The organism is Polaribacter sp. (genome assembly GCF_036480315.1).
In the GTDB taxonomy this organism is placed as follows: domain Bacteria; phylum Bacteroidota; class Bacteroidia; order Flavobacteriales; family Flavobacteriaceae; genus Polaribacter.
In genome coordinates this window covers 17,207-37,343 of the sequence record NZ_JAZGGG010000064.1, presented here as the reverse complement: position 1 = coordinate 37,343, position 20,137 = coordinate 17,207, and the positions used below count along the sequence as shown (strand labels likewise).

At 25.8% G+C, this 20,137-nt stretch carries 18 protein-coding genes; 16 read left to right on the top strand and 2 right to left on the bottom strand.

Annotated elements, in window-relative coordinates:
• Positions 1 to 17: 17 nt before the first annotated feature.
• The 16 genes from V3V28_RS13530 to V3V28_RS13455 all read left to right on the top strand — a co-directional run bounded on the left by V3V28_RS13530 (position 18) and on the right by V3V28_RS13455 (position 17,837).
• Positions 18 to 977 (top strand): glycosyltransferase family A protein, encoded by a 960-nt coding sequence (locus V3V28_RS13530; protein WP_331365545.1) that lies wholly within the window; start codon positions 18 to 20, stop codon positions 975 to 977.
• A gap of 7 nt (positions 978 to 984) precedes the next feature.
• Entirely contained in the window at positions 985 to 2,025 is a 1,041-nt protein-coding gene (gene neuB, locus V3V28_RS13525; protein ID WP_331365544.1) for an N-acetylneuraminate synthase, read from the top strand.
• Positions 2,018 to 3,151, top strand: coding sequence for a UDP-N-acetylglucosamine 2-epimerase (gene neuC / locus V3V28_RS13520; RefSeq protein ID WP_331365543.1), 1,134 nt, complete (start codon positions 2,018 to 2,020; stop codon positions 3,149 to 3,151). Before neuB ends, neuC begins: the two co-directional genes overlap by 8 nt.
• 1 nt (position 3,152) lies before the next feature.
• A complete protein-coding gene (locus tag V3V28_RS13515) occupies positions 3,153 to 3,833 on the top strand; it encodes an acylneuraminate cytidylyltransferase family protein (protein WP_331365542.1) in 681 nt (226 codons plus the stop codon).
• Positions 3,817 to 4,731: a polysaccharide deacetylase family protein gene (locus V3V28_RS13510; protein ID WP_331365541.1), complete on the top strand. Its 915-nt coding sequence runs from the start codon at positions 3,817 to 3,819 to the stop codon at positions 4,729 to 4,731. The genes V3V28_RS13515 and V3V28_RS13510 overlap by 17 nt, the downstream gene beginning before the upstream one ends.
• Positions 4,721 to 5,554, top strand: a complete 834-nt coding sequence (locus tag V3V28_RS13505) for a GNAT family N-acetyltransferase (RefSeq protein ID WP_331365540.1) — start codon at positions 4,721 to 4,723, stop codon at positions 5,552 to 5,554. Before V3V28_RS13510 ends, V3V28_RS13505 begins: the two co-directional genes overlap by 11 nt.
• A gap of 7 nt (positions 5,555 to 5,561) precedes the next feature.
• Positions 5,562 to 6,962, top strand: coding sequence for a hypothetical protein (locus V3V28_RS13500; RefSeq protein WP_331365539.1), 1,401 nt, complete (start codon positions 5,562 to 5,564; stop codon positions 6,960 to 6,962).
• An 87-nt stretch (positions 6,963 to 7,049) separates the two neighbouring features.
• Positions 7,050 to 8,183 carry a glycosyltransferase family 4 protein gene (locus V3V28_RS13495; RefSeq protein ID WP_331365538.1) on the top strand — a complete coding sequence of 378 codons (1,134 nt, stop codon included), beginning with the start codon at positions 7,050 to 7,052 and terminating at the stop codon, positions 8,181 to 8,183.
• Positions 8,184 to 8,319: 136 nt separating this feature from the next.
• A complete protein-coding gene (locus tag V3V28_RS13490) occupies positions 8,320 to 9,321 on the top strand; it encodes a glycosyltransferase (RefSeq protein ID WP_331365537.1) in 1,002 nt (333 codons plus the stop codon).
• A 1-nt stretch (position 9,322) separates the two neighbouring features.
• Positions 9,323 to 10,447, top strand: a complete 1,125-nt coding sequence (locus V3V28_RS13485) for a glycosyltransferase (protein ID WP_331365536.1) — start codon at positions 9,323 to 9,325, stop codon at positions 10,445 to 10,447.
• Positions 10,440 to 11,516, top strand: coding sequence for a glycosyltransferase (locus tag V3V28_RS13480; protein ID WP_331365535.1), 1,077 nt, complete (start codon positions 10,440 to 10,442; stop codon positions 11,514 to 11,516). Before V3V28_RS13485 ends, V3V28_RS13480 begins: the two co-directional genes overlap by 8 nt.
• A gap of 1 nt (position 11,517) precedes the next feature.
• Positions 11,518 to 12,843, top strand: a complete 1,326-nt coding sequence (locus tag V3V28_RS13475; RefSeq protein WP_331365534.1) for an O-antigen ligase family protein — start codon at positions 11,518 to 11,520, stop codon at positions 12,841 to 12,843.
• Positions 12,830 to 13,843: a glycosyltransferase family 4 protein gene (locus tag V3V28_RS13470; RefSeq protein ID WP_331365533.1), complete on the top strand. Its 1,014-nt coding sequence runs from the start codon at positions 12,830 to 12,832 to the stop codon at positions 13,841 to 13,843. Before V3V28_RS13475 ends, V3V28_RS13470 begins: the two co-directional genes overlap by 14 nt.
• A gap of 6 nt (positions 13,844 to 13,849) precedes the next feature.
• The gene (locus V3V28_RS13465) at positions 13,850 to 15,154 is read left to right on the top strand and encodes a phenylacetate--CoA ligase family protein (protein ID WP_331365532.1); all 1,305 of its coding nucleotides are present in this window, start codon (positions 13,850 to 13,852) and stop codon (positions 15,152 to 15,154) included.
• A gap of 9 nt (positions 15,155 to 15,163) precedes the next feature.
• On the top strand, positions 15,164 to 16,342 hold the full coding sequence (locus V3V28_RS13460; RefSeq protein WP_331365531.1) for a glycosyltransferase family 4 protein: 1,179 nt from the start codon (positions 15,164 to 15,166) through the stop codon (positions 16,340 to 16,342).
• 112 nt (positions 16,343 to 16,454) lie between these two features.
• Entirely contained in the window at positions 16,455 to 17,837 is a 1,383-nt protein-coding gene (locus V3V28_RS13455) for a sugar transferase (RefSeq protein WP_331365530.1), read from the top strand.
• On the opposite strand, the gene V3V28_RS13450 is transcribed toward V3V28_RS13455, so the two are convergent.
• A complete protein-coding gene (locus tag V3V28_RS13450) occupies positions 17,817 to 19,001 on the bottom strand; it encodes a lipoprotein N-acyltransferase Lnb domain-containing protein (RefSeq protein ID WP_331365529.1) in 1,185 nt (394 codons plus the stop codon). The genes V3V28_RS13455 and V3V28_RS13450 overlap by 21 nt on opposite strands.
• Before the next feature lie 5 nt (positions 19,002 to 19,006).
• Entirely contained in the window at positions 19,007 to 20,086 is a 1,080-nt protein-coding gene (locus V3V28_RS13445) for a PorV/PorQ family protein (protein ID WP_331365528.1), read from the bottom strand.
• Positions 20,087 to 20,137 lie beyond the last annotated feature (51 nt).

The following is a 20,137-nucleotide window of genomic DNA, read 5'->3' as shown; positions in this document are numbered from 1 at the left end:
TCTGTATTTAAAATATCATGAGAATAGGTCATAATCCTGAAAAAAAGAAATTCAAAAAGATAGTTTATAAACAGCATCGAGTAATTATTCCTGTTTATATTCCAGATTCTGATGAAGAGTATTTTAACAATCTATTTTCAGTTTTTAAAGTTTCTATAAATTCTTTAATAAAAACAACAGATAGTAAACAAACAAACATTACTATAGTTAATAATAACAGCAAAAATGAAGTAACCGATTTTATAGATAGTTTATTAAAAGAAAAAAGTATAGATAAACATGTAAAATTTTCTTCTAATTATGGTAAAGTTTATACAATTCTATCCGAAGCAAAAGCAAGTTATGAAGAATTAATAACAATCGCAGATGCAGATGTTTTTTATTTTTCTAATTGGTTAGAGAATACAGTTCAAGTTTTTAAGAATTTTAATAATACCGGGGTAGTAGCTCCGCTACCAATGCCACAATTAGCTTTTTACAGCAACTCTTCTTTATTTTCTAAAAAAATATTAAATGTTAAAAAAGGAAAAGTTATTTTAGATAAAGATTTATTACTTTTTGAAGAAAGCATAAATAGTAAAATTTCGATAAAGAAAAATAACTGGTTTAAAAATCAATTATATTTAGAAAAAAATAACTTTAAAGTTTGTATTGGTGCTGGTCATTTTATTGCAACCTATAGAAAGGAAGTTTTAGATAATCTAAATATAGAAAGACCAAAATATATTTTTGAAGATGGTGCAGAAACATTTCATTTAGATAACCCTATTGATAGATTTGGTTATTATAGACTTTCAACAACAAAAACCTTTGTTTATCATTTAGGAAATAATATACCAAAATGGGTTCAAGAATATGTGTTTAAAGAAATTAAACCTTTTGAAAAAATTATTGAAACAAAACTTAAGAATACTTTTATTCCATATACAATAAAGGTAATCATTGCAAAAATATATAGAAAACTAACAACGATTTAGACATATTTTGAAAAATTACATAGAAATACAAGGAAGGAAAATAGGACAAAATTACACACCATTTGTAATTGCAGAAATAGGTATTAATCATGAAGGTTCTTTAAAAGTTGCCAAAGAAATGGTAGATGCTGCGCATAGAGCAGGTGCAGAATGTGTAAAACATCAAACCCATATTGTAGATGATGAAATGAGTGGTGCAGCAAAAAAAGTAATTCCAGGAAATGCAGATGTATCTATTTATGAAATAATGAAACGTTGTGCATTAAATGAAGATGATGAAATTGCGCTAAAAGAATATGTAGAAAACAAAGGAATGATTTTCATTTCTACACCTTTTTCTAGAGCAGCATCAGAAAGATTAGAAAAAATGAATGTTGCAGCCTATAAAATAGGTTCAGGAGAATGTAATAATTATCCTTTGTTAGAACATATTGCTACTTTTGGTAAGCCGGTAATTTTAAGTACTGGTATGAATACTATAAAAAGTGTTGCAAAAGCCGTTGCAATTTTTGAGAAAGCAAATGTTCCATTAGCGTTGTTGCATACTACAAATTTATATCCAACTCCTGTTCATTTAGTTCGTTTTGGTGCCATGCAAGAGTTGTCTGTAGCATTTTCAAAAAATGTTTTCGGGTTGTCTGACCATACATTAACAAACCATGCTTGTTTAGGAGCAGTAGCATTAGGAGCATCAATTTTAGAGCGTCATTTTACAGATCATAAACAAAGAACAGGACCAGACATTGTTTGTTCTATGGATGAAAATGATTGCAAAGAATTAATAGAAGGAAGCAATTTAATTTGGCAAATGCGTGGAGGTACAAAAGAACCTGCAAAAGAAGAGCAAGTAACTATAGATTTTGCTTTTGCTACCGTTGTAACTATAAAACCAATTAAAAAAGGAGATATTTTCTCAAAAGAAAATATTTGGGTTAAAAGACCTGGAACAGGAGAGATTTTTGCAGAAGAATTTAATTCGATTTTAGGTAAAAAAGCAATAATAGATATTGAAAATGATAAACATTTAAATTATTCTAATATTGAGTAAGCAAAAAAAAATAATTTTCCTTACAGGAACTCGTGCAGATTTTGGGAAACTAAAGTCTTTAATAAAAATAACGCAAGAGTCAGATGATTTTGACGTGCAAATTTTTGCAACAGGAATGCATTTAGATGATAAATACGGTTTAACTGTTAATGAAATTTATAAAAGCGGTTTCAAGAATGTTTATACATTTAAAAATCATGCTGGTGCTGAGTTTATGGACAGAACTTTGGCAAAAACAATTCAAGGATTTTCTGAATATATAGCGTTGCAAAAACCAGATTTAATAATAGTTCATGGAGATAGGGTAGAAGCTTTAGCTGGTGCAATTGTTGGGAGTTTAAATAATATTTTAGTAGCTCATATAGAAGGAGGAGAAATTTCTGGAACAATAGATGAATTAATTAGACATTCTATTAGTAAATTATCTCATTTGCATTTAGTTTCACATATTGAAGCTAAAAAAAGAGTTATTCAAATGGGAGAATTAGAGAGTTCTGTTTACATTATAGGTTCTCCAGATTTAGATCTAATGAATCCTAATACTTTACCAAGCATAGAGAAGGTAAAAGAATACTATAATATTCCTTTTAAAGAATATGCAATTGCAATGTATCACCCGGTTACTACTGAATATGATAATATAGAAAAACAAGTCGCAATTTTTGTAGATGTTTTATTAGAATCTGGTAAAAACTATATTGTTATTTATCCTAATAATGATTTAGGAACTGAAGAAATATTAAAAGAATATAAAAGGTTAGAAAACAATTCTAGGTTTAAAATATATCCATCTTTACGGTTTGAATACTTTTTGAAACTTCTTAAGGAAGCAACTTTTATTATAGGTAATTCTAGTGCTGGTATAAGAGAAGCACCTTTTTATAAAGTACCAACTATAGATATTGGCTCTAGGCAAAACAATAGATCTAAAGCAAGTTCTATATTAAATATCTCATATAATGAAGTAGAAATTTTATTTGAAATTGAAAAATGTATAAAATTAAAATCTAATAAAATTGAAATTTCTGAATTTGGTAATGGTAATAGCAATTCTCTTTTCTTACATTTGTTAAAATCAGACAAAATTTGGAAAGTAAATTGCCAAAAACAATTTCAAGATTTATAAAATGAAAGTACTAGCTATTATACCTGCCAGAGGTGGATCTAAAGGGATACCAAGAAAAAATGTAGTTAATTTTTTAGGTAAACCATTAATTCAATGGTCAATAGAAGCTGCCTTAAAATCTAAAGTTATTACTGATATTGCAGTTTCTTCCGATGATGATGATATTTTACAAGAAGCAAAAAAAAACGATAGTATAATTGCAATAAAAAGACCTTTAGAATTAGCGCAAGATAGTTCTAGAACAGAACCTGTGCTGGCTCATGTTTTAGAAACGTTAAAACCTGAAAATTACGATTATTTAATACTTTTACAGCCTACTTCACCTTTAAGAACTTTTGAAGATATCGATTTGGCTTTTAGTATTTTAAAAGATGCAAAGGCAGATTCATTAATAAGTGTTTGTAGTTTAGGATATCACCCTTATAAGTCCTTTAAAGTTGATGAAAACGGTTTTTTAGAAGGAATTATTAATAATGATTTTCCATTTAGTCCAAGACAAGAACTACCAATAACATATAGAGCGAATGGCGCAATTTACATTATTAGAATAAAGAGTTTTTTAAAGAATAAGTCTTTATTAACAGACAAAACAATTCATTTTAAAATGAATATTGAAAAAAGTTTAGATATTGACACAGAAGCAGATATCATCCAAATAGAACAAAATGCTAACAATTGTTAATTACCATTATATAAGAAAATCTTTTGAATCCAAATACCCAAGTATTTTTGGTATGACAAACAGTCAATTCAAAGAACAATTATTACTTTTAAAAAACGAGGGAGATTTTATTACTATTAATGAGTTTAATAATAATTACAAAGATCTTTTAAATTCTAGAAATAATTTTAATTTAATCACCTTTGATGATGGTTTAAAAGAACAATTCACCAATGCATATTCAGTTTTACAAGAATTAAATTTAGAAGCCTATTTTTTTTTGAATGCATTAAACTTTAAAGAAAAAAAAGTAAGTCTAGTTCATAAAATACATTTGTTAAAATCGATTTTAGAGCCTAAATTATTTTTAAAACAATTAAAGTTAGAGTTAAATTATAATTTTTCAAAATTGGATAAAAAAAGAAGTCGTAAAGTTTATAGATTTGATACTATTGTAAATGCAGAACTTAAGTATTTATTAAATTTTTTATTTCCAAATGATAGTAAAGCAATTATTATTGATAAATTATTTGATAATCATTTTAATGAAATAGAAGTGAATAATAGTTTATATATGAATGAATCTGAAATTTTAGAATTATCAAAAAAGAACATGATTGGTAATCATACATACAACCATAAACATTTAGGTGTTTTAGGTAAAAAGGAGTTAGTTATAGAAATTACTGAATCAAAAAAATATTTAGAAAAGCTAACTTATTCTCCAATTAATACTATTTCTTATCCTTATGGAACCGAAGAAGTAATTACTGAAGATGTATTAAAAACAGCAAAAGATTCACATCATAAATTTGGTTTTACAACAGAAAAAGGAATAAACGGTTCACTTGATAATTTGTTAATACTAAAAAGATTTGATTGTAACGATGTAATAGGAGGTAAAAAATATGAAGGTTAGAGAAGCAAATATTGAGGATTGGAATAAATTAGAAAACTTCTACAAAAGGATTTATAGAGAAAACCATCCTTTGCATAAAAAAGAATTTTGGCTCTGGCAATATGGAGATAAAAACCAAGGAAGATCTTTTATTTGTTTAAATGACACAGAAGAAATTGTAGGTCATGTCGGTGCAAATTTTGGCAATAATATTGCATGGATTATTAATGTTTATTTGGACATAGAATGCAGAGGAAAAGGTGTTTTAAGAAAACTATATGATTTAGCAAGGTTATATTACCCTTTGGCTGCAACCGCTGCTAATGAAGCAGGATTGGGTTTGTATAGAAATATGGGATGGATAAGGTATTATGATTTAGTTAGGTATGTAAAAGTAAATCCTAAAATTAAAAACCCAATAACAGAGAATGTTTGCTTACCAATTGATGTTAACTCAAATTCTATCTCACATAAAGAAAGTCATTATTTAAATCAACCAAAATTAAATGGAGTAAAAGTTGGTGATTCAACTGGTGTTGCACAATTAGAAATTGGCGGATTAAGGTTGGTAGATCTAAATGATGAACCATCTGATTTAGAAAAAAAAGCATGGAAATTGGGTTTTCTTTGGATAGATTATATTACTTCTTGGAATGATTTAAAAATAAAAGGATTAGAGAAAAATAATTGGGTATTAGATTACTATAGTGTTGTGCCTTGGAGATTAAACCCAATAGAGAAAGGCTATTTTTGTGATATAACTTTCCTATCAGAAAAACCATTAGACAGTAAATTTTTAGTTCATAGATCTTTCTCTGATCATGGAAGAATAGGTAGTATTTAATTTATATATGAAAATTATAATTTTAGTTCCAGATGGAGTTGGTGTAAGAAATTACATTTTTTCAAGTTTTGTAGTTCGTTTAATTGAACAAAAACATGAAATCTATATTTATCATAAACTATCTAAATCTGCAATAAAAGAAATCAAAAATTGTAGACCAGAAATTAAAAAGTTTATAGAAATCCCTGATTTTATAGAAAACCCAAAAGCAAGGGTTATAAGAGAATCTTTAGCTTATGCAAGACTCTTAAAGAACAAAAAGAAATTAAGTAATAATACAATATTAAATTTTTGGACTGTAAGTAAAAAAGGAATAAAAAAGAAAATATTATACTTTATTTCAGAATTTCTAGGATTGTTTTTATCAAAATCATACAGTCTTATGAATAAACTTGATGAAATTTATGAAAAAGAAATTCTAAAAAGTTGTAATAAGTATTTAATAAAAATGACACTTAAGGAGATTAGTCCAGATTATATAATAAACCTTCATCAAAGATCACCTTTAGTATCTCCAATAATTACTTTAGCAAAAAAAATAAATATAAAAACTAGTACAGTAATTTTTTCTTGGGATAATGTACCAAAAGGAAGATTAATATCACGTTATGATTTTTATTTCGTTTGGTCTAAATTAATGAAAAATGAATTAATAAAACTATATCCTGAAATTAAATCTTCACAAATAAAAATTACTGGAACACCTCAATTTGAATTTTATTATGATAAAAAATTATGCGAAGAAAAAAAAGTTTTTTTCAGTAAATATGGGTTGAATGAAAATAAAAAAACGATTTGTTTTTCAGGCAACGATTTAACATCACCATATGAAGCAAACTATTTAAAAGATATTTGCGAAGCTATAAATGAAATTAAAGAAGAAAATAGACCTCAAATTATTTTTAGAAGATGTCCTGTTGATAAATCAGACAGATTTGATAAAATATTAAAAGAATACAAAAAATTTGTTTTCTCGATTGATCCAGATTGGAGAACAGAAAAAAAACAAGAAGATACTTTTACATCTATTTACCCAACTGTTAATGATAATTACTTATTAATAAACACTGTTAAACATTCTGATTTTGTTATTAATTTAGGAAGTACTATGGCTCATGATTTTGCAGTTTTCGATAAGCCTTGCCTTTATTTAAATTATAACCCAATTAACAATTCAATATTTAAAGTAGAAGATATTTTCGAATTTCAACATTTTAGAAGTATGAAAAATATGCATGCTGTAGGGTGGATTAACACAAAAGAAGATATAAAAAATCAAATAATTTATACATTAACTAATCCAAATAAAGTTGGTGTAGATAGAAAAAAATGGTTGAACAAAATTGTATTACATCCATTAGATAAAAGTTCAGAAAGATTGATAGAAAGTATTATTAATTCAATTTAATAAATTTAAAAATAAAATTTTATTTTTAAATTTATAACTACTTAAGAAAATATATCTTTGAATATAGTTAATCAAATAATAAATTAAATGCATATCTGTTTTTTAACTAGTGAATATCCCAGAGAAGGACAACCTCATGGAGGTATTGGTAGTTTTGTTAAATTTCTAGCTAAAAAGTTAATAGATAAAGGAATTAATGTATCAGTTATTGGAATAAATAATAGCTATAAAAATGAAATTGTAGAGGAAAACGGAATAAATATTTATAGGCTTAAAAAATCAAAATGGAAGTTTGCAAAATTTTATCAGCAAAACAATAGTATTACTAAAAAACTGAAAGAAATTCATGCTGAAAATAAAATTGATATTGTAGAAGGAAGTGAATTAAATTTTGCTTTTTTTTCTAAAAAAACACCTTATAAAAAAGTTATTCGTTTACATGGTGGTCATCATTTTTTTGCAATAGAATTAGGAAAAAAAACTGCTCTATGGAGAGGTCTTCAGGAAAAAAAATCATTTAAAAATGCTGACTCATATATTGCAGTTAGTAATTATGTAGGTGAACAAACTAAAAAGTATTTAAATTATAATTTTAATTACACAACTATATATAATACTATAAATAGTAAGGTTTTTAGTAATAGCAACAGTATTCCACAAGAGAAATCATTACTTTTTGTAGGTACAGTTTGTCAGAAAAAAGGTGTAAAAGAATTAATTGAAGCAATTAATATAGTGGTTAAAGAGATTCCTGAAATATCATTGACCATTGTTGGACGAGATTGGTTGTTTAAAAATGGATCATCATATATAGAATATGTTAAAACGTTTATTTCTGCTGATAGTAAGCAATGTATTAAGTTTATAGGTGCAGTCCCGCAAAATGAGTTGCCAAATTATATAAGTAATAGTGCTATTTGTATTTTTCCTTCTCATATGGAATCTTTTGGATTAACACTATTAGAAGCTGTTTTTATGGATAAAATAGTATTGGCTAGTGACATTGAAACTTTTAATGAAATAAAAGGAAACCTTGAAGGTGTTTTAAGTATAGAAAACATTAATGCTCAAGAAATTTCAGAAAGAATTATTTATGTTTTTAATAACTACAATAAAGTAAAAAGTAATTTAGCCCCCGGAATAAAAGATATTTTAAACCGTTTTAATGAAGATAAAATTGTTAAACAGAACATCAATTTTTATAATAACGTTCGCTTTTAAAAATAATAATAGAAACAATGAATTTTCTGCAAGAGAAAAGATTTTAAACAAATTTTCTCCAGAGATTATTTATTAAACAAATTTAGAATTATACACATTATTAATTAATAATTAAGATTGTTTGAAATAAGATACAATGAAAGTATATATAGATCCAGCTTGTAATATTTTATATTCCTCTTTTTATATTATTGGAATTAAAGAATATTATGGAAAAAATAATGTTCATTTTTCTAATAAAGAATACTTTAAAGATTTTTCATTTAATAATCAGTTTTTCTCTTTTGTAACCCAAGATCATAATAATATAAAGAAAGTAATTATAGATTTTGCAGATTCATCAGATATTAATCAAAAAGCATTGAGATGGTGCGATGTTTATGGAAAAATAAATTTAGCGGAAGAAGATTTTAATTTATCAAAAAAAATTATACCAATTGGTCCAAGTTTTGGCGTAAAAATTTATTCTTTGTTTGACACTTTAACTTTTTCTGTATTAAATTACTTAAAATCATATAATAGAATTGGTAATAAAAGACTTTTTTTTTCTAATTATAAATCTCAATTTAAAAGAATAAAATTAAAGGACTATAGTTTTAAAATTAATAAAGAAAATTATATTTACTTTATAGCCACTCTATGGAAAAAGGAAGAGAAAACAAATACAGAAAGAGCAAATTTTATAAAAGCTTGTAAAACTAGTAATTTAGTTAATTTTGAAGGAGGTTTTGCTCCAAGAAGTAGAGATGATATGCCAGATTTTAAATATTTAACTTTAAGTACTAGAGTTACTATGAAAGATTATTTATTAAAAATTAATAAATCTGCTATTGCATTTAATACACCAGCTGTTTTAGATTGTCATGGTTGGAAATTAGCTGAGTTTTTATGTTTAGGAAAAGTAATTGTTTCTACAAAATTATCAAGAAAATTACCCAAACCATTATTAAATAATGAAGATTTTTTAATAACAGATGGTACAAAAGATGATCTTCAGAATAAAATAGAATACATTCTTAAAAATGAATCTGTAAGAATAAAAATGCAAGAAAATGCAAGAAAATATTTTAACAATGAATTAGCGCCAAAAAGTGTTATTAAAAGGTTAGATAACAGTCTTCAAAAATTACCTTTATAATATGAAGTTCGCAATAATTACACATGCATTGCATAAAGTAAAAGGAGAAAAGCTATATGCTTATGAACCTTATGTTAAAGAGATGAACATTTGGTTACTTCAAGCAGACGAGGTACTACTGTTGAGTCCTACTTGTAATGATAAAATTAATGAAATAGAAATACCATATAATCATAAAAAAATATGCTTAAATAAAATACCTAATATAAATATTTTAACTTTAAAAAATAAAATAAGGTCATTAACATATTTACCTCTAATTCTTATTAAAATTTTTAAGGTTATGATGTATGCAGATCATATTCATATAAGATGTCCTGGTAATATAGGATTGTTAGGTTGTGCTGTTCAGGTTCTTTTTCCTTCTAAACCTAAAACAGTTAAATATGCAGGAAATTGGGATCCAAATAGTAAACAACCAACGAGTTATAAAATTCAAAAATGGATTTTATCTAATACTTTTTTAACCAAAAACTGTAAAGTTTTAGTGTATGGAAATTGGAAAAATCAATCAAAAAATATCGTACCTTTTTTTACGGCTTCTTATAAAAAAAGTGAAATAGAAATTATAGAAAAAAAGAGTTTATCAGCAACAATAACTTTTTTGTTTGTGGGATCTTTTTCTGAAGGAAAACAGCCTTTTTTAAGTGTAAAAGTTATTGAAAATCTTATATTAAAAGGCTTTAATGTAAAATTAGAAATGTTTGGTGAAGGAGCACAATTCAATAAAATAAAAGAATATGTGAAAAATAATTCTTTAGAGAAAACTATTATTTTACATGGTAATAAATCAAAAGATATTGTAAAGAAAGCTTATAAAAAAGCACATTTTTTATTATTTATATCTAAATCAGAAGGTTGGCCAAAAGTTGTTGCCGAGGCTATGTTTTGGAGATGTTTACCAATTTCCTCAAAAGTATCTTGTGTAGCATATATGTTAGACAATGGTGCTAGAGGATCTTTAGTCATGTCAAATGTAACATTAGAGGAATTAAAGCAAATAATTATTAAATATATAGAAAACGAAGGAGTATACCAGAAGCAAGTTTTAAAAGCCCAAGAATGGTCTCAACAATTTACGATTGATAAATTTTCAAAAGAAATTAAAAAGATTATTCATGAATAAAACAGGTGTTATTCAAATTATCGATTCTTTAAATGTCGGAGGTGCAGAAGTACTTGCAGTAAATATTGCTAATGGTCTATCAGAAACAGAAATCAATTCTCATATCTGTGTTACTAGGGTCGAAGGAGTTTTAAAGAATAATGTTTCTAAAAAGGTTGGCTATTTATTTTTAAGCAGATCAAAAACTATTGATATTAAGGCTTTACTAAAGTTTAGAAAGTATGTAAAAAATAATAAAATAGGCATATTACATGCACATGCTACTTCTTCTTTTTTTGCTTTTTGTGTAAAAATACTATGTCCTAAAATTAAAGTTATCTGGCACAATCATTATGGCGGAAATATAAAATTAAAAGGAAATAAATTATTTTTATTAAAAATAACCTCTTATTTTTTTGATTCAGTTATAACTGTGAATAGTGTTTTAAAAACTTGGACACAGCAAAATTTATTATGTAATAAAATTATTTTTTTAAACAACTATTCTATTTTTAATAATTTTGAAAGTACAACTATTTTAAATGGAATTGAAGGAAAAAGAATTGTGCATGTTGCTGGTTTTAGAGAAGATAAAGATCACAAGAATTTAATATCTTCATTTAAAATTTTTAAAGAACATAATAAGGATTGGTCTTTACATTTAGTAGGCAAACTATATGATGATCTATATACAAGAGAAATATTGGAGTTAATAGAGAAATTAGGTTTAGAAAAGCATATTTTTGTATATGATGTTTGTATAGATATTGCTAACATTTTAAATCAAAGTACTATTGGGGTTTTATCGTCAAAGTATGAAGGATTACCAATATCTTTATTAGAATATGGATTGGCAAAATTACCAGTAATTGTAACAAATGTGGGTGAATGTTCAATAGTAGTTGAACATAATAAATCGGGTATAATAGTTGCACCAGAAAACAGCTTAGAATTAGCTAAAGCTTTTAGTACTTTAGCCAATTCCGAAGAAAAAAGAAATGATTTTAGTGAGTTACACAATAGTAATGTTAAAAAGTTATACTCAAAAGAAAGTTTTATAAACCAACTTTTTAAAATTTATACAGCATAATTTGTTAGAAAAAATATTAAATAATAAATTACTTTTTATAACAGTACATATTGTATTTGGTTATTTAGGTACGTTTCCTTTTTTCACTAAAGTTTTAGGTTTAATTTTAGTTGCTTTACCAGTACTTCTTATTTATACATCTAAGAATAAAGGTGAAGAAGCATTTATTTTTGCAGCTTATTTAGTAGGATCAGAGGTTTTTATAAGAATGACGGGAGGATTTGTTTTATATGAAACAGGTAAATATGGAGTTATTCTGTTTTTATTATTAGGAATTTTTGTAGGTAAATTTAAACAAGTTTTTTCTGTACAATATGTGTTTTTTATTCTATTACTTTTATTTGGTATTATTTTTACAGAGGTGCCTGAAGGTGAATCTTTAAGAAAAAACATTTTATTTAATTTAAGTGGACCTATAGTTTTAGGAATATCAGCTTTTTATTTTTATAAGAGATCAATTAGTAAAAAGAAACTAATTGAAGCTTTGTATTTTATGTTACTCCCTTTATTTTCTATGATTACTTACCTTTATTTTAGAACGCCAGATTTATCAGAGTTAGTTTTTGGGGGGTCTGCAAATTTTGCTACATCAGGTGGTTTTGGTCCCAACCAGGTTGCTACAGCAATAGGTTTAGGTATGTTTATTTTAACGGTTTTTATATTACTAAAAGAAAGGTTAACAGGATATTTATTTTTAGATTCTATCTTTTTAATTTATTTTACTTATAGAGGATTATTAACTTTTTCTAGAGGGGGGATTATAACTGCAGTAGTTACTTTACTTGCATTTGCTTTCTTTTTTATGTTGTATAAAAAAATTAGTATCAAAATATTATTTAAATATATTTTGGTTACATTTTTTTTTATTTTTGCTATTTGGATTTATACATCCAATGTAACTGGAGGTATGTTAAATAATAGGTATACAGGTAAAAATGCTCTTGGTGTACAAAAAGATATTACCACTGGTAGGGGTGATTTATTAGCGATTCAAATGACTAGTTTTTTAGACAATCCTCTAGGAATAGGAGTTGGTAATGGAAAATATGCAAGACTTAAAAGGACTGTACATGTTACCGGTGCCTCACATAATGAAGTTGGTAGATTATTAGAAGAACATGGTTATATAGGTTTCATTTTGCTTCTTCTACTTATTTTTGTACCAATGTTTAATTTCTTTCGATCAGACTTATATGGTAAAGCTTTTATAATATCATTCTATTCACTTTGGTTTTTAACAATTAATCATTCTGCAATGAGAATAGCATTACCTGGTTTTATTTATGCATTAAGTCTTATAAGAATTACAGAAGATGAAGAAGACTAAAATTCTATATATTGGTAATAATTTAGCTAAAAAAACTAAATACCAAACCACTTTAGAAAACCTTTCTCAACAATTAATAAATGCGAATTATAATGTCATTATATCTTCTAATAAAGTAAATAAAATAGTAAGATTATTAGATATGTGTTTTTCTATCATAAAAAATAAAAAATATTTAGATTATATATTAATAGATACATATAGCACAACAAATTTTTACTATGCTTTTTTTACTTCTCAATTGGCTAGACTTTTTAAAATTAAATATATACCAATTTTACATGGAGGAAATTTACCCGATAGGGTAAAAAAGAATACTTATTTATCAAAAAAGATATTTAAGAATTCATACAAAAATGTAGCGCCTTCAAATTATTTAAAAAATGCTTTTGAAAAAGAAGGTTATATAGTTGAATATATACCTAACACTATAAATATTAAAGATTATCCATTTAAAAAGAGAGAAATAATTAAACCTAAATTATTATGGGTAAGAGCTTTCAAAAATATTTATAATCCTACTTTTGCAATTGAAACATTACAAATACTTAAAAAAAATTATCCAGAAGCAGTTCTGTGTATGATAGGTCCATTTTTAGATGAATCTTATAATAAGACTTTAGAACTTGTTAAAAAGTATAATTTAGAAAGTTCTGTAGAATTTACAAATGTTTTATCTAAAGAAGATTGGCATAAAAAAGCGAGTGAATTTGATGTATTTATTAATACTACTAATTTTGACAATACCCCAGTGAGTGTAATTGAAGCTATGGCTTTAGGATTACCAATAGTAAGCAGTAATGTTGGCGGAATGCCATATTTGGTTATTGATAAAAAAGACGGGTTATTAGTAGATAAAAATGATGCACAACAAATGTCTGCCGCAATTACATCTCTTTTAAATAATAAATATTCTAATTTAGCTGAAAATGCTAGAATGAAAGTAGAAAATTTTGATTGGGAAAAAGTAAGAACTAAATGGTTAGAAATTTTAAATTAATATAGGATGAATTTAATAGATTATTCTTTAAAATTTAATAATTATCCTATTGTTAAAGCAAGAGAGAAACTAAAGGGAATTCATCATTTACAAGAATTAAATTTTGATAATTATGTTGAAAATCAAAAAGATAAAATTGTTAACTATCATCTAGAAAATAATCAGTTTTATAACAAATTAATAAACAATAAAAAATGGGAATGGAACTCTTTACCCGTTTTAGAAAAAAAAGATTTACAAATTCCATTAGAAGAACGATTAAGTAAAAATTATTCATTAAAAAATGTATTCAAAAATAAAACATCTGGCTCTACTGGGAATCCTTTTTCTTTTGCCAAAGACAAATTTTCTCATGCATTAACCTGGTCTATAATTACAAATAGATTTAATTGGCATTCATTGTACGGCAAAAAACAGGCTCGTTTTTATGGTCTTCCAAAAGACACGTTATCAAAAAACAAAGAGCTTTTAAAAGATTTATTTTCAAACAGATACAGGTTTAATGTTTTTGATGTTTCAGATGTTGCACTACAAAATTGGGTTATAAAATTTAAATCTAATAAGTTTGTATTCTTAAATGGATATACAAGTGTAATTGTTGTTTTTGCAAAATATCTTATCTCAAAAAATATTGTTTTAAAAAATATTTGTCCAACTTTAAAAGCTTGTGTAGTAACATCAGAAATGTTGTTTGATGGTGATAAAAAATTGTTACAAAAAGCATTTGGAATTACCATAGTTAATGAATATGGTGCATCTGAATTAGATTTAATTGCATTTGAAGACTCTAACAATAATTGGATATTAAATACGGAAACTCTTTTTGTAGAAGTTTTAGATGATAATAATAAAGTTTTAAAAGAAGGCGAAGTAGGAAATTTAGTAATTACTTCTTTATACAATAAGGCAAACCCTTTTATACGTTATAAAATCGGCGATAAAGGAGCAATTAAAAAAATAAATAGCACACAATATATTTTAGAGAAGTTACAAGGTAGAAGTGAAGATTTGGTAAAATTACCAAGTGGTAAAGTAGCACCTGGTTTAACCTTTTATTATATTACAAAATCTATTATGGAAGATTCTGGTGAAATAAAGGAAATTAAAATAATTCAAACTCAACTCGATACTTTTAAAATTGAATATGTTTCAAAAAAGGAACTTGAAAACAGTCAAAAAGAAAATATAGAAAAAGCTTTGTTAGATTATTTAGAATCTAACTTAAAGATTGTTTTTTTAAGGTTACCAGCGTTAGAAAGATCTAAAAGCGGAAAATTAAAGCAATTTACTTCTCTAATAAAAAATAATTAGCTTTAAAGAATGGAAAAAATCGTTATAATTTCTAATTATTATCCTCCAGAAATGGGTGCTGCGGCTAATAGAATTAAAAATTTAGCAGAAGGATTAATAAATAAAGGTAATGATGTTACCGTAATTTGTCCGTTACCAAATTATCCGCAAGGTAAAATTTTTAAAAACTATAAAAATAAGTTTTTCGTAAGTGAAACTGTGAATAATGTAAAAGTAAAAAGGTTTTGGATTTTTCCTTCTAAGTCTACAAATGCTTTTATAAGACTATTGAGTATGTTGTCTTTTTCATGGGCTTTATGGTTTTCTTTTTTTAGTTTCTTAAGAAAAAAACCAGATGTATTTATTGTACAATCTCCACCATTACTTGTAGCTTTTTCAGGATTAATTTTAAGCAAATTTTTAGGTTGTAAAAATATATTAAACGTGTCTGATATTTGGCCATTATCTGCGTTAGAACTTGGTGTTATTAAGAAAGGATTCTTTTATAGTTTGTTAGAAAAGGTTGAAAAAGTCAATTATAAACTAGCAGATAAAATTGTTGGCCAATCAGAAGAAACAATTTCTCATATAAATAAATTGGTGCAAAAGGATTTTTTAGTGTACAGAAATGTTTCAGATTATGAAGAATATCAACCAAAAGAAAAGAGTAATGGTAATCTAAAAATCGTTTACGCTGGTTTATTAGGTTATGCTCAAGGAGTTTTAAAAGTATGTAAGCAAATTAATTTTAAAGAATTAGATGCAGAATTACATATCTATGGGGCTGGAATGGAAGAGGAAGAACTTAAGAAATTTATCAAAGATAAAGAAAGTAATATCTTTTTTCATGGCATTAAAAACTCAAAAGAAATTAAAGAAGAAATTCGAAAGTATGATGTTGGTTTTGTTCCTTTAAAAAATAAAATATATGGCGCTGTTCCTTCTAAAATATTTGAATTAATGCAATTAGGTGTTCCTGTTTTATTTTTTGGAGAAGGAGAAGGAGTAAATATTATTGAAAGAGAAGGGATAGGTTTCACTTGTAATTCGGGTGATTTTAGCAATTTAAAAAAGAGTATTATAAGCTATATAGATTTAAATAAAGTAGATTATAAAAAATTAAGTAAGAGGTCTTTATCAATTCATAAACATGAATATAATTTAGAAAACCAATTAAATAAACTATTCGAGAATAATTTTATTAAATAATCATAAATAGCATTCTTTTTTTTATAAATTTGTTTTTCTCCCAAATAATAAGTTTAACCAATTATTGTCTATATTATTTTAATTAATATTATAGACATCAAAATCACTAATATTGAATAATACCTCTACATATTACAATATATCTGAAAGAAAATTTCTTCTTAGAATAGTAGATATAATAGTTGTTGGCGCCAGCTTATTTGCAGCTTCTAAATATTTAAATTTTACTTATTTAGATTTTTTAAATGATAATATTTTTATTTGGTTATTACTACTTGGTTTTTATTACTTAATTTTTGGTGAAGTTTTTCAACTATATAATTTAAATGTTTCAAATAATAGATACTTAATTGTTAGAAGTGTTACTTTAACTGCTTTTGCTACTACTATTTTTTATGTTTTTACTCCATTTATTTCACCAGAATTACCAACTAATAGGTTACAAATTGTTTATTTCTTTTTAATAATTTCTGCACCAATAATTATATGGAGATTCTTATATACTTGGCTAGTTTTTTCACCTAAATACTTTAAGAATGTTGTATTTATAGGAAAGTCTGATAGATTAGAAAAAATGCTTCACAATATAAAAAATGATAATTTTCATAATTTAATTAGTTATGTTTCAGATAAAGAGATAGACAATATTAATGGTTTTCAAGATATTTTATCTACAAAATTATCTTCATCAGTTAAAAAAGGCTTTATTTCAGAAGTTATTGTTTCCAAAGTAGGTTTTTCTAAAGAGATTATAAATTCATTAAATAAAGACCTCATTTTATTGTTTGAAAAAGGGGTAAATATTATAAGTTTTGAGAGTTTTTATGAAGACATTACAGCTCGAGTACCAAAAGAGTATTTAGATCATAACTTTTATAAATATATAAATTTTAGTAAAAATAACGAAAACAGGTTTTACCTTTTTTGGGTTCGTTTTTTAGATATACTTATTTCGTTTTTTGGTTTAACTATATTTATATGTATTATTCCTTTTTTAATTATAGGTAATTTAATAGGAAGTAGAGGCCCATTATTTTATACACAAGAACGAGTAGGTGAAAACGGTAATTTATTTAAAATTTATAAATTACGTTCAATGATAAAAAATGCTGAAAAGAATGGAGCAGTTTGGGCAGAGAAAAATGACTCAAGGATAACGTCTTTCGGTAAATTTTTAAGAAATACTAGATTAGATGAAGTTCCTCAATTTTTCAATATTTTAAAAGGAGAAATGAGTATTATTGGTCCAAGACCAGAAAGACCTAATTTTGTAAATGATTTAGAAGAAAAAATTCCTTTTTACGCTATTCGTCATGTTGTGAGACCTGGATTAACAGGATGGGCTCAAGTTAATTATCCATATGCAAGTACAATAGAAGAACAAGAAATTAAGTTACGATATGATTTATATTACATTAAAGAAAGAAACTCTTTTTTAGACTTTAAAATTCTAATTAAAACGATAACTACTGTTTTATATTTTCGAGGGCAATAACCTTTTTGAAAGGAATAAATACCTTACAAAAAGCAATATTAATAACGGAACTACAGCAATTGGAAAACCTTGAACTTTAGCAATCCAAAGTATTGGTATAATTAATAAAAGTACCAAAAGTAACTGAACGTATTTTTGCACCCATTTTTTTTGATTCCTTTTCAATAATAAAAAGGCAACTAATAAATTCGGAGCTAAAGCCCATAAAAGATTAAAGTTATTTGGTCCTGTTGAATGACTTGAGAAAAACCATAAAAAAGAAAGTACACACCCAATAATTCCTGTTATAAAAAACAATATAAAATCTAATAGTTTTGTTCTTTTTTCATTTTTGCAATCTTTGTAAGTAATAAACAAACCAATAATTGCCAACAAACTAAAAATTAAAAAAGGATTAAACAAACCTCTTTTTAGATTTGTTTCTTTAAAATCTAAAACAATATCTTCTCTTTTTACTAAACTTTGTGGTTGGTTATTTATATAAAGCGATGCATGTTTAAAAGCATCATACACATAATCTGGCAAATACATATATTCAGAAGTAGTTGCTTTTTTATCTAAAATTGTTCCTGCAATTAAATTTATGCCAAAACTCCCCCAAGTATTCCAATAGATTTCTTTGTCCATTAAACCTCTTAATGATTGCTCTTTTTCTATATGATCATCTTTAAAAACGACCTTATTGTCTAAAATAGAATTTGTTATATCTCTTAATATTGTGGCACAATTATTAAAATAAGGATCGTAAGAATACTTTGCGTTTTCTGGTCTAGCATTATTTTCTAAATATAAAAAATAGGCTTGCCTTTCTTCTCTAGTAAGGTTTAAAACTTGTTGTTTTACCCAACGTTTTTCGTTCTTATAACTTCTTAAAAAGTATTTAAAATCATAACGAGCCAAACTATAAGTAAGATTTCCTTTTGCGAAATTTGAATAAAAGTTTGGAGCATTAAAATCAAAGATTCCATAGTTATAAATAATATCTAAATTTAAAACAGGATCTTTAATTCTTATTGCAGAATGACCAAATGCCGAATATAGTTCAGTCCCTGGACCTGCAGTTACAATGCTAATTTCAGAATATACAGAAAGTTGAACATTTTGTGAAGTTGTAATTTTAAAAAAAGTGATAAGAAATAGTAGTAAAAAGTATTTTTTCTTCATAAAAACTAACGTCTAAAAAAAGTATAATCAAAAGTAATAGAAAAAATATTAGAGTATAAAGCGTTACCAACACTACCAATATTTGTTAAAGCGTAATCTACGCTAATTCCGTTGTATTTAAAACCAACACCAAAATTTGGCTGCATAGAGAGAGATTTAGAATTATCAAATTCTGTAATGTATTGAAAATTACCAACACCAGCCCTTAAATAAACCAATTCATCATAATTTAATTGAAAACCAGCAGCAAGATCTATACTTGCTATATCAGAAGAAAAAATATCATTTGTTTTAGCAAAACGGACATTCAAATCTACTTCAGTAAGTAAATTTAAAAATCGACCAACTCGCCAATTTCTAGCAACTCCTAGTTGTAATTTTGGTTTTGTAATTTCTGTTGTTTCTGGTAATTCTTGATTTTGTCCAGAAATTGCATCTTTAATTTTATTAAATTCATCTTCATCAATAGTCCAACTATTAAAAGTTGTGGTAATATCTCTTGCCATTAATCCAAATTTCCAATCGTTTCTTTCAAATTGAATACCAGCATCAAAACCAAAACCATAAGAAGAAGCAAAATCGCCAATAATTCTTCGTACAATTTTTGCGTTTATCCCAAATTTTAAATCTTTAAAAATTAAGTTTCGTGCATACGCCATATTAAAAGCATAATCTACAGATGAAAAAAGACGAATTCTATTAAAGTCGATGTTACCTTCATTATCAATTAATTCTGTAGTATTTAAAATATTATCTACTCCAAATCTGATAATAGAAATTCCAATGGCACTTTCTTTATCAATTGGCATTGCAAAACCAGCATGATTGTAATTTGCAATTCCTTTAAAATATGAAGCATGCATTAATGAACCTTGGTAATCTTCAATACCTACTAAACCTGCAGGATTCCAATAAATTGCATTTACATCGTTACTAGTAGCAACAACGGCTTTACTCATACCAAGAGCAGCAGCATCTACACCAATAGTTAAGAATTCGTTCGAATAATTTCTAAATGCTTGTGCATTTAAAAGTAAGGGAGAAAGGAATAAAAAAAGTAAAATTTTATGTTTCAAAAGGCGCATGATTATCAATAACAAATATCGAATTTCTTACTAAAATAACTGCTGTTTTCT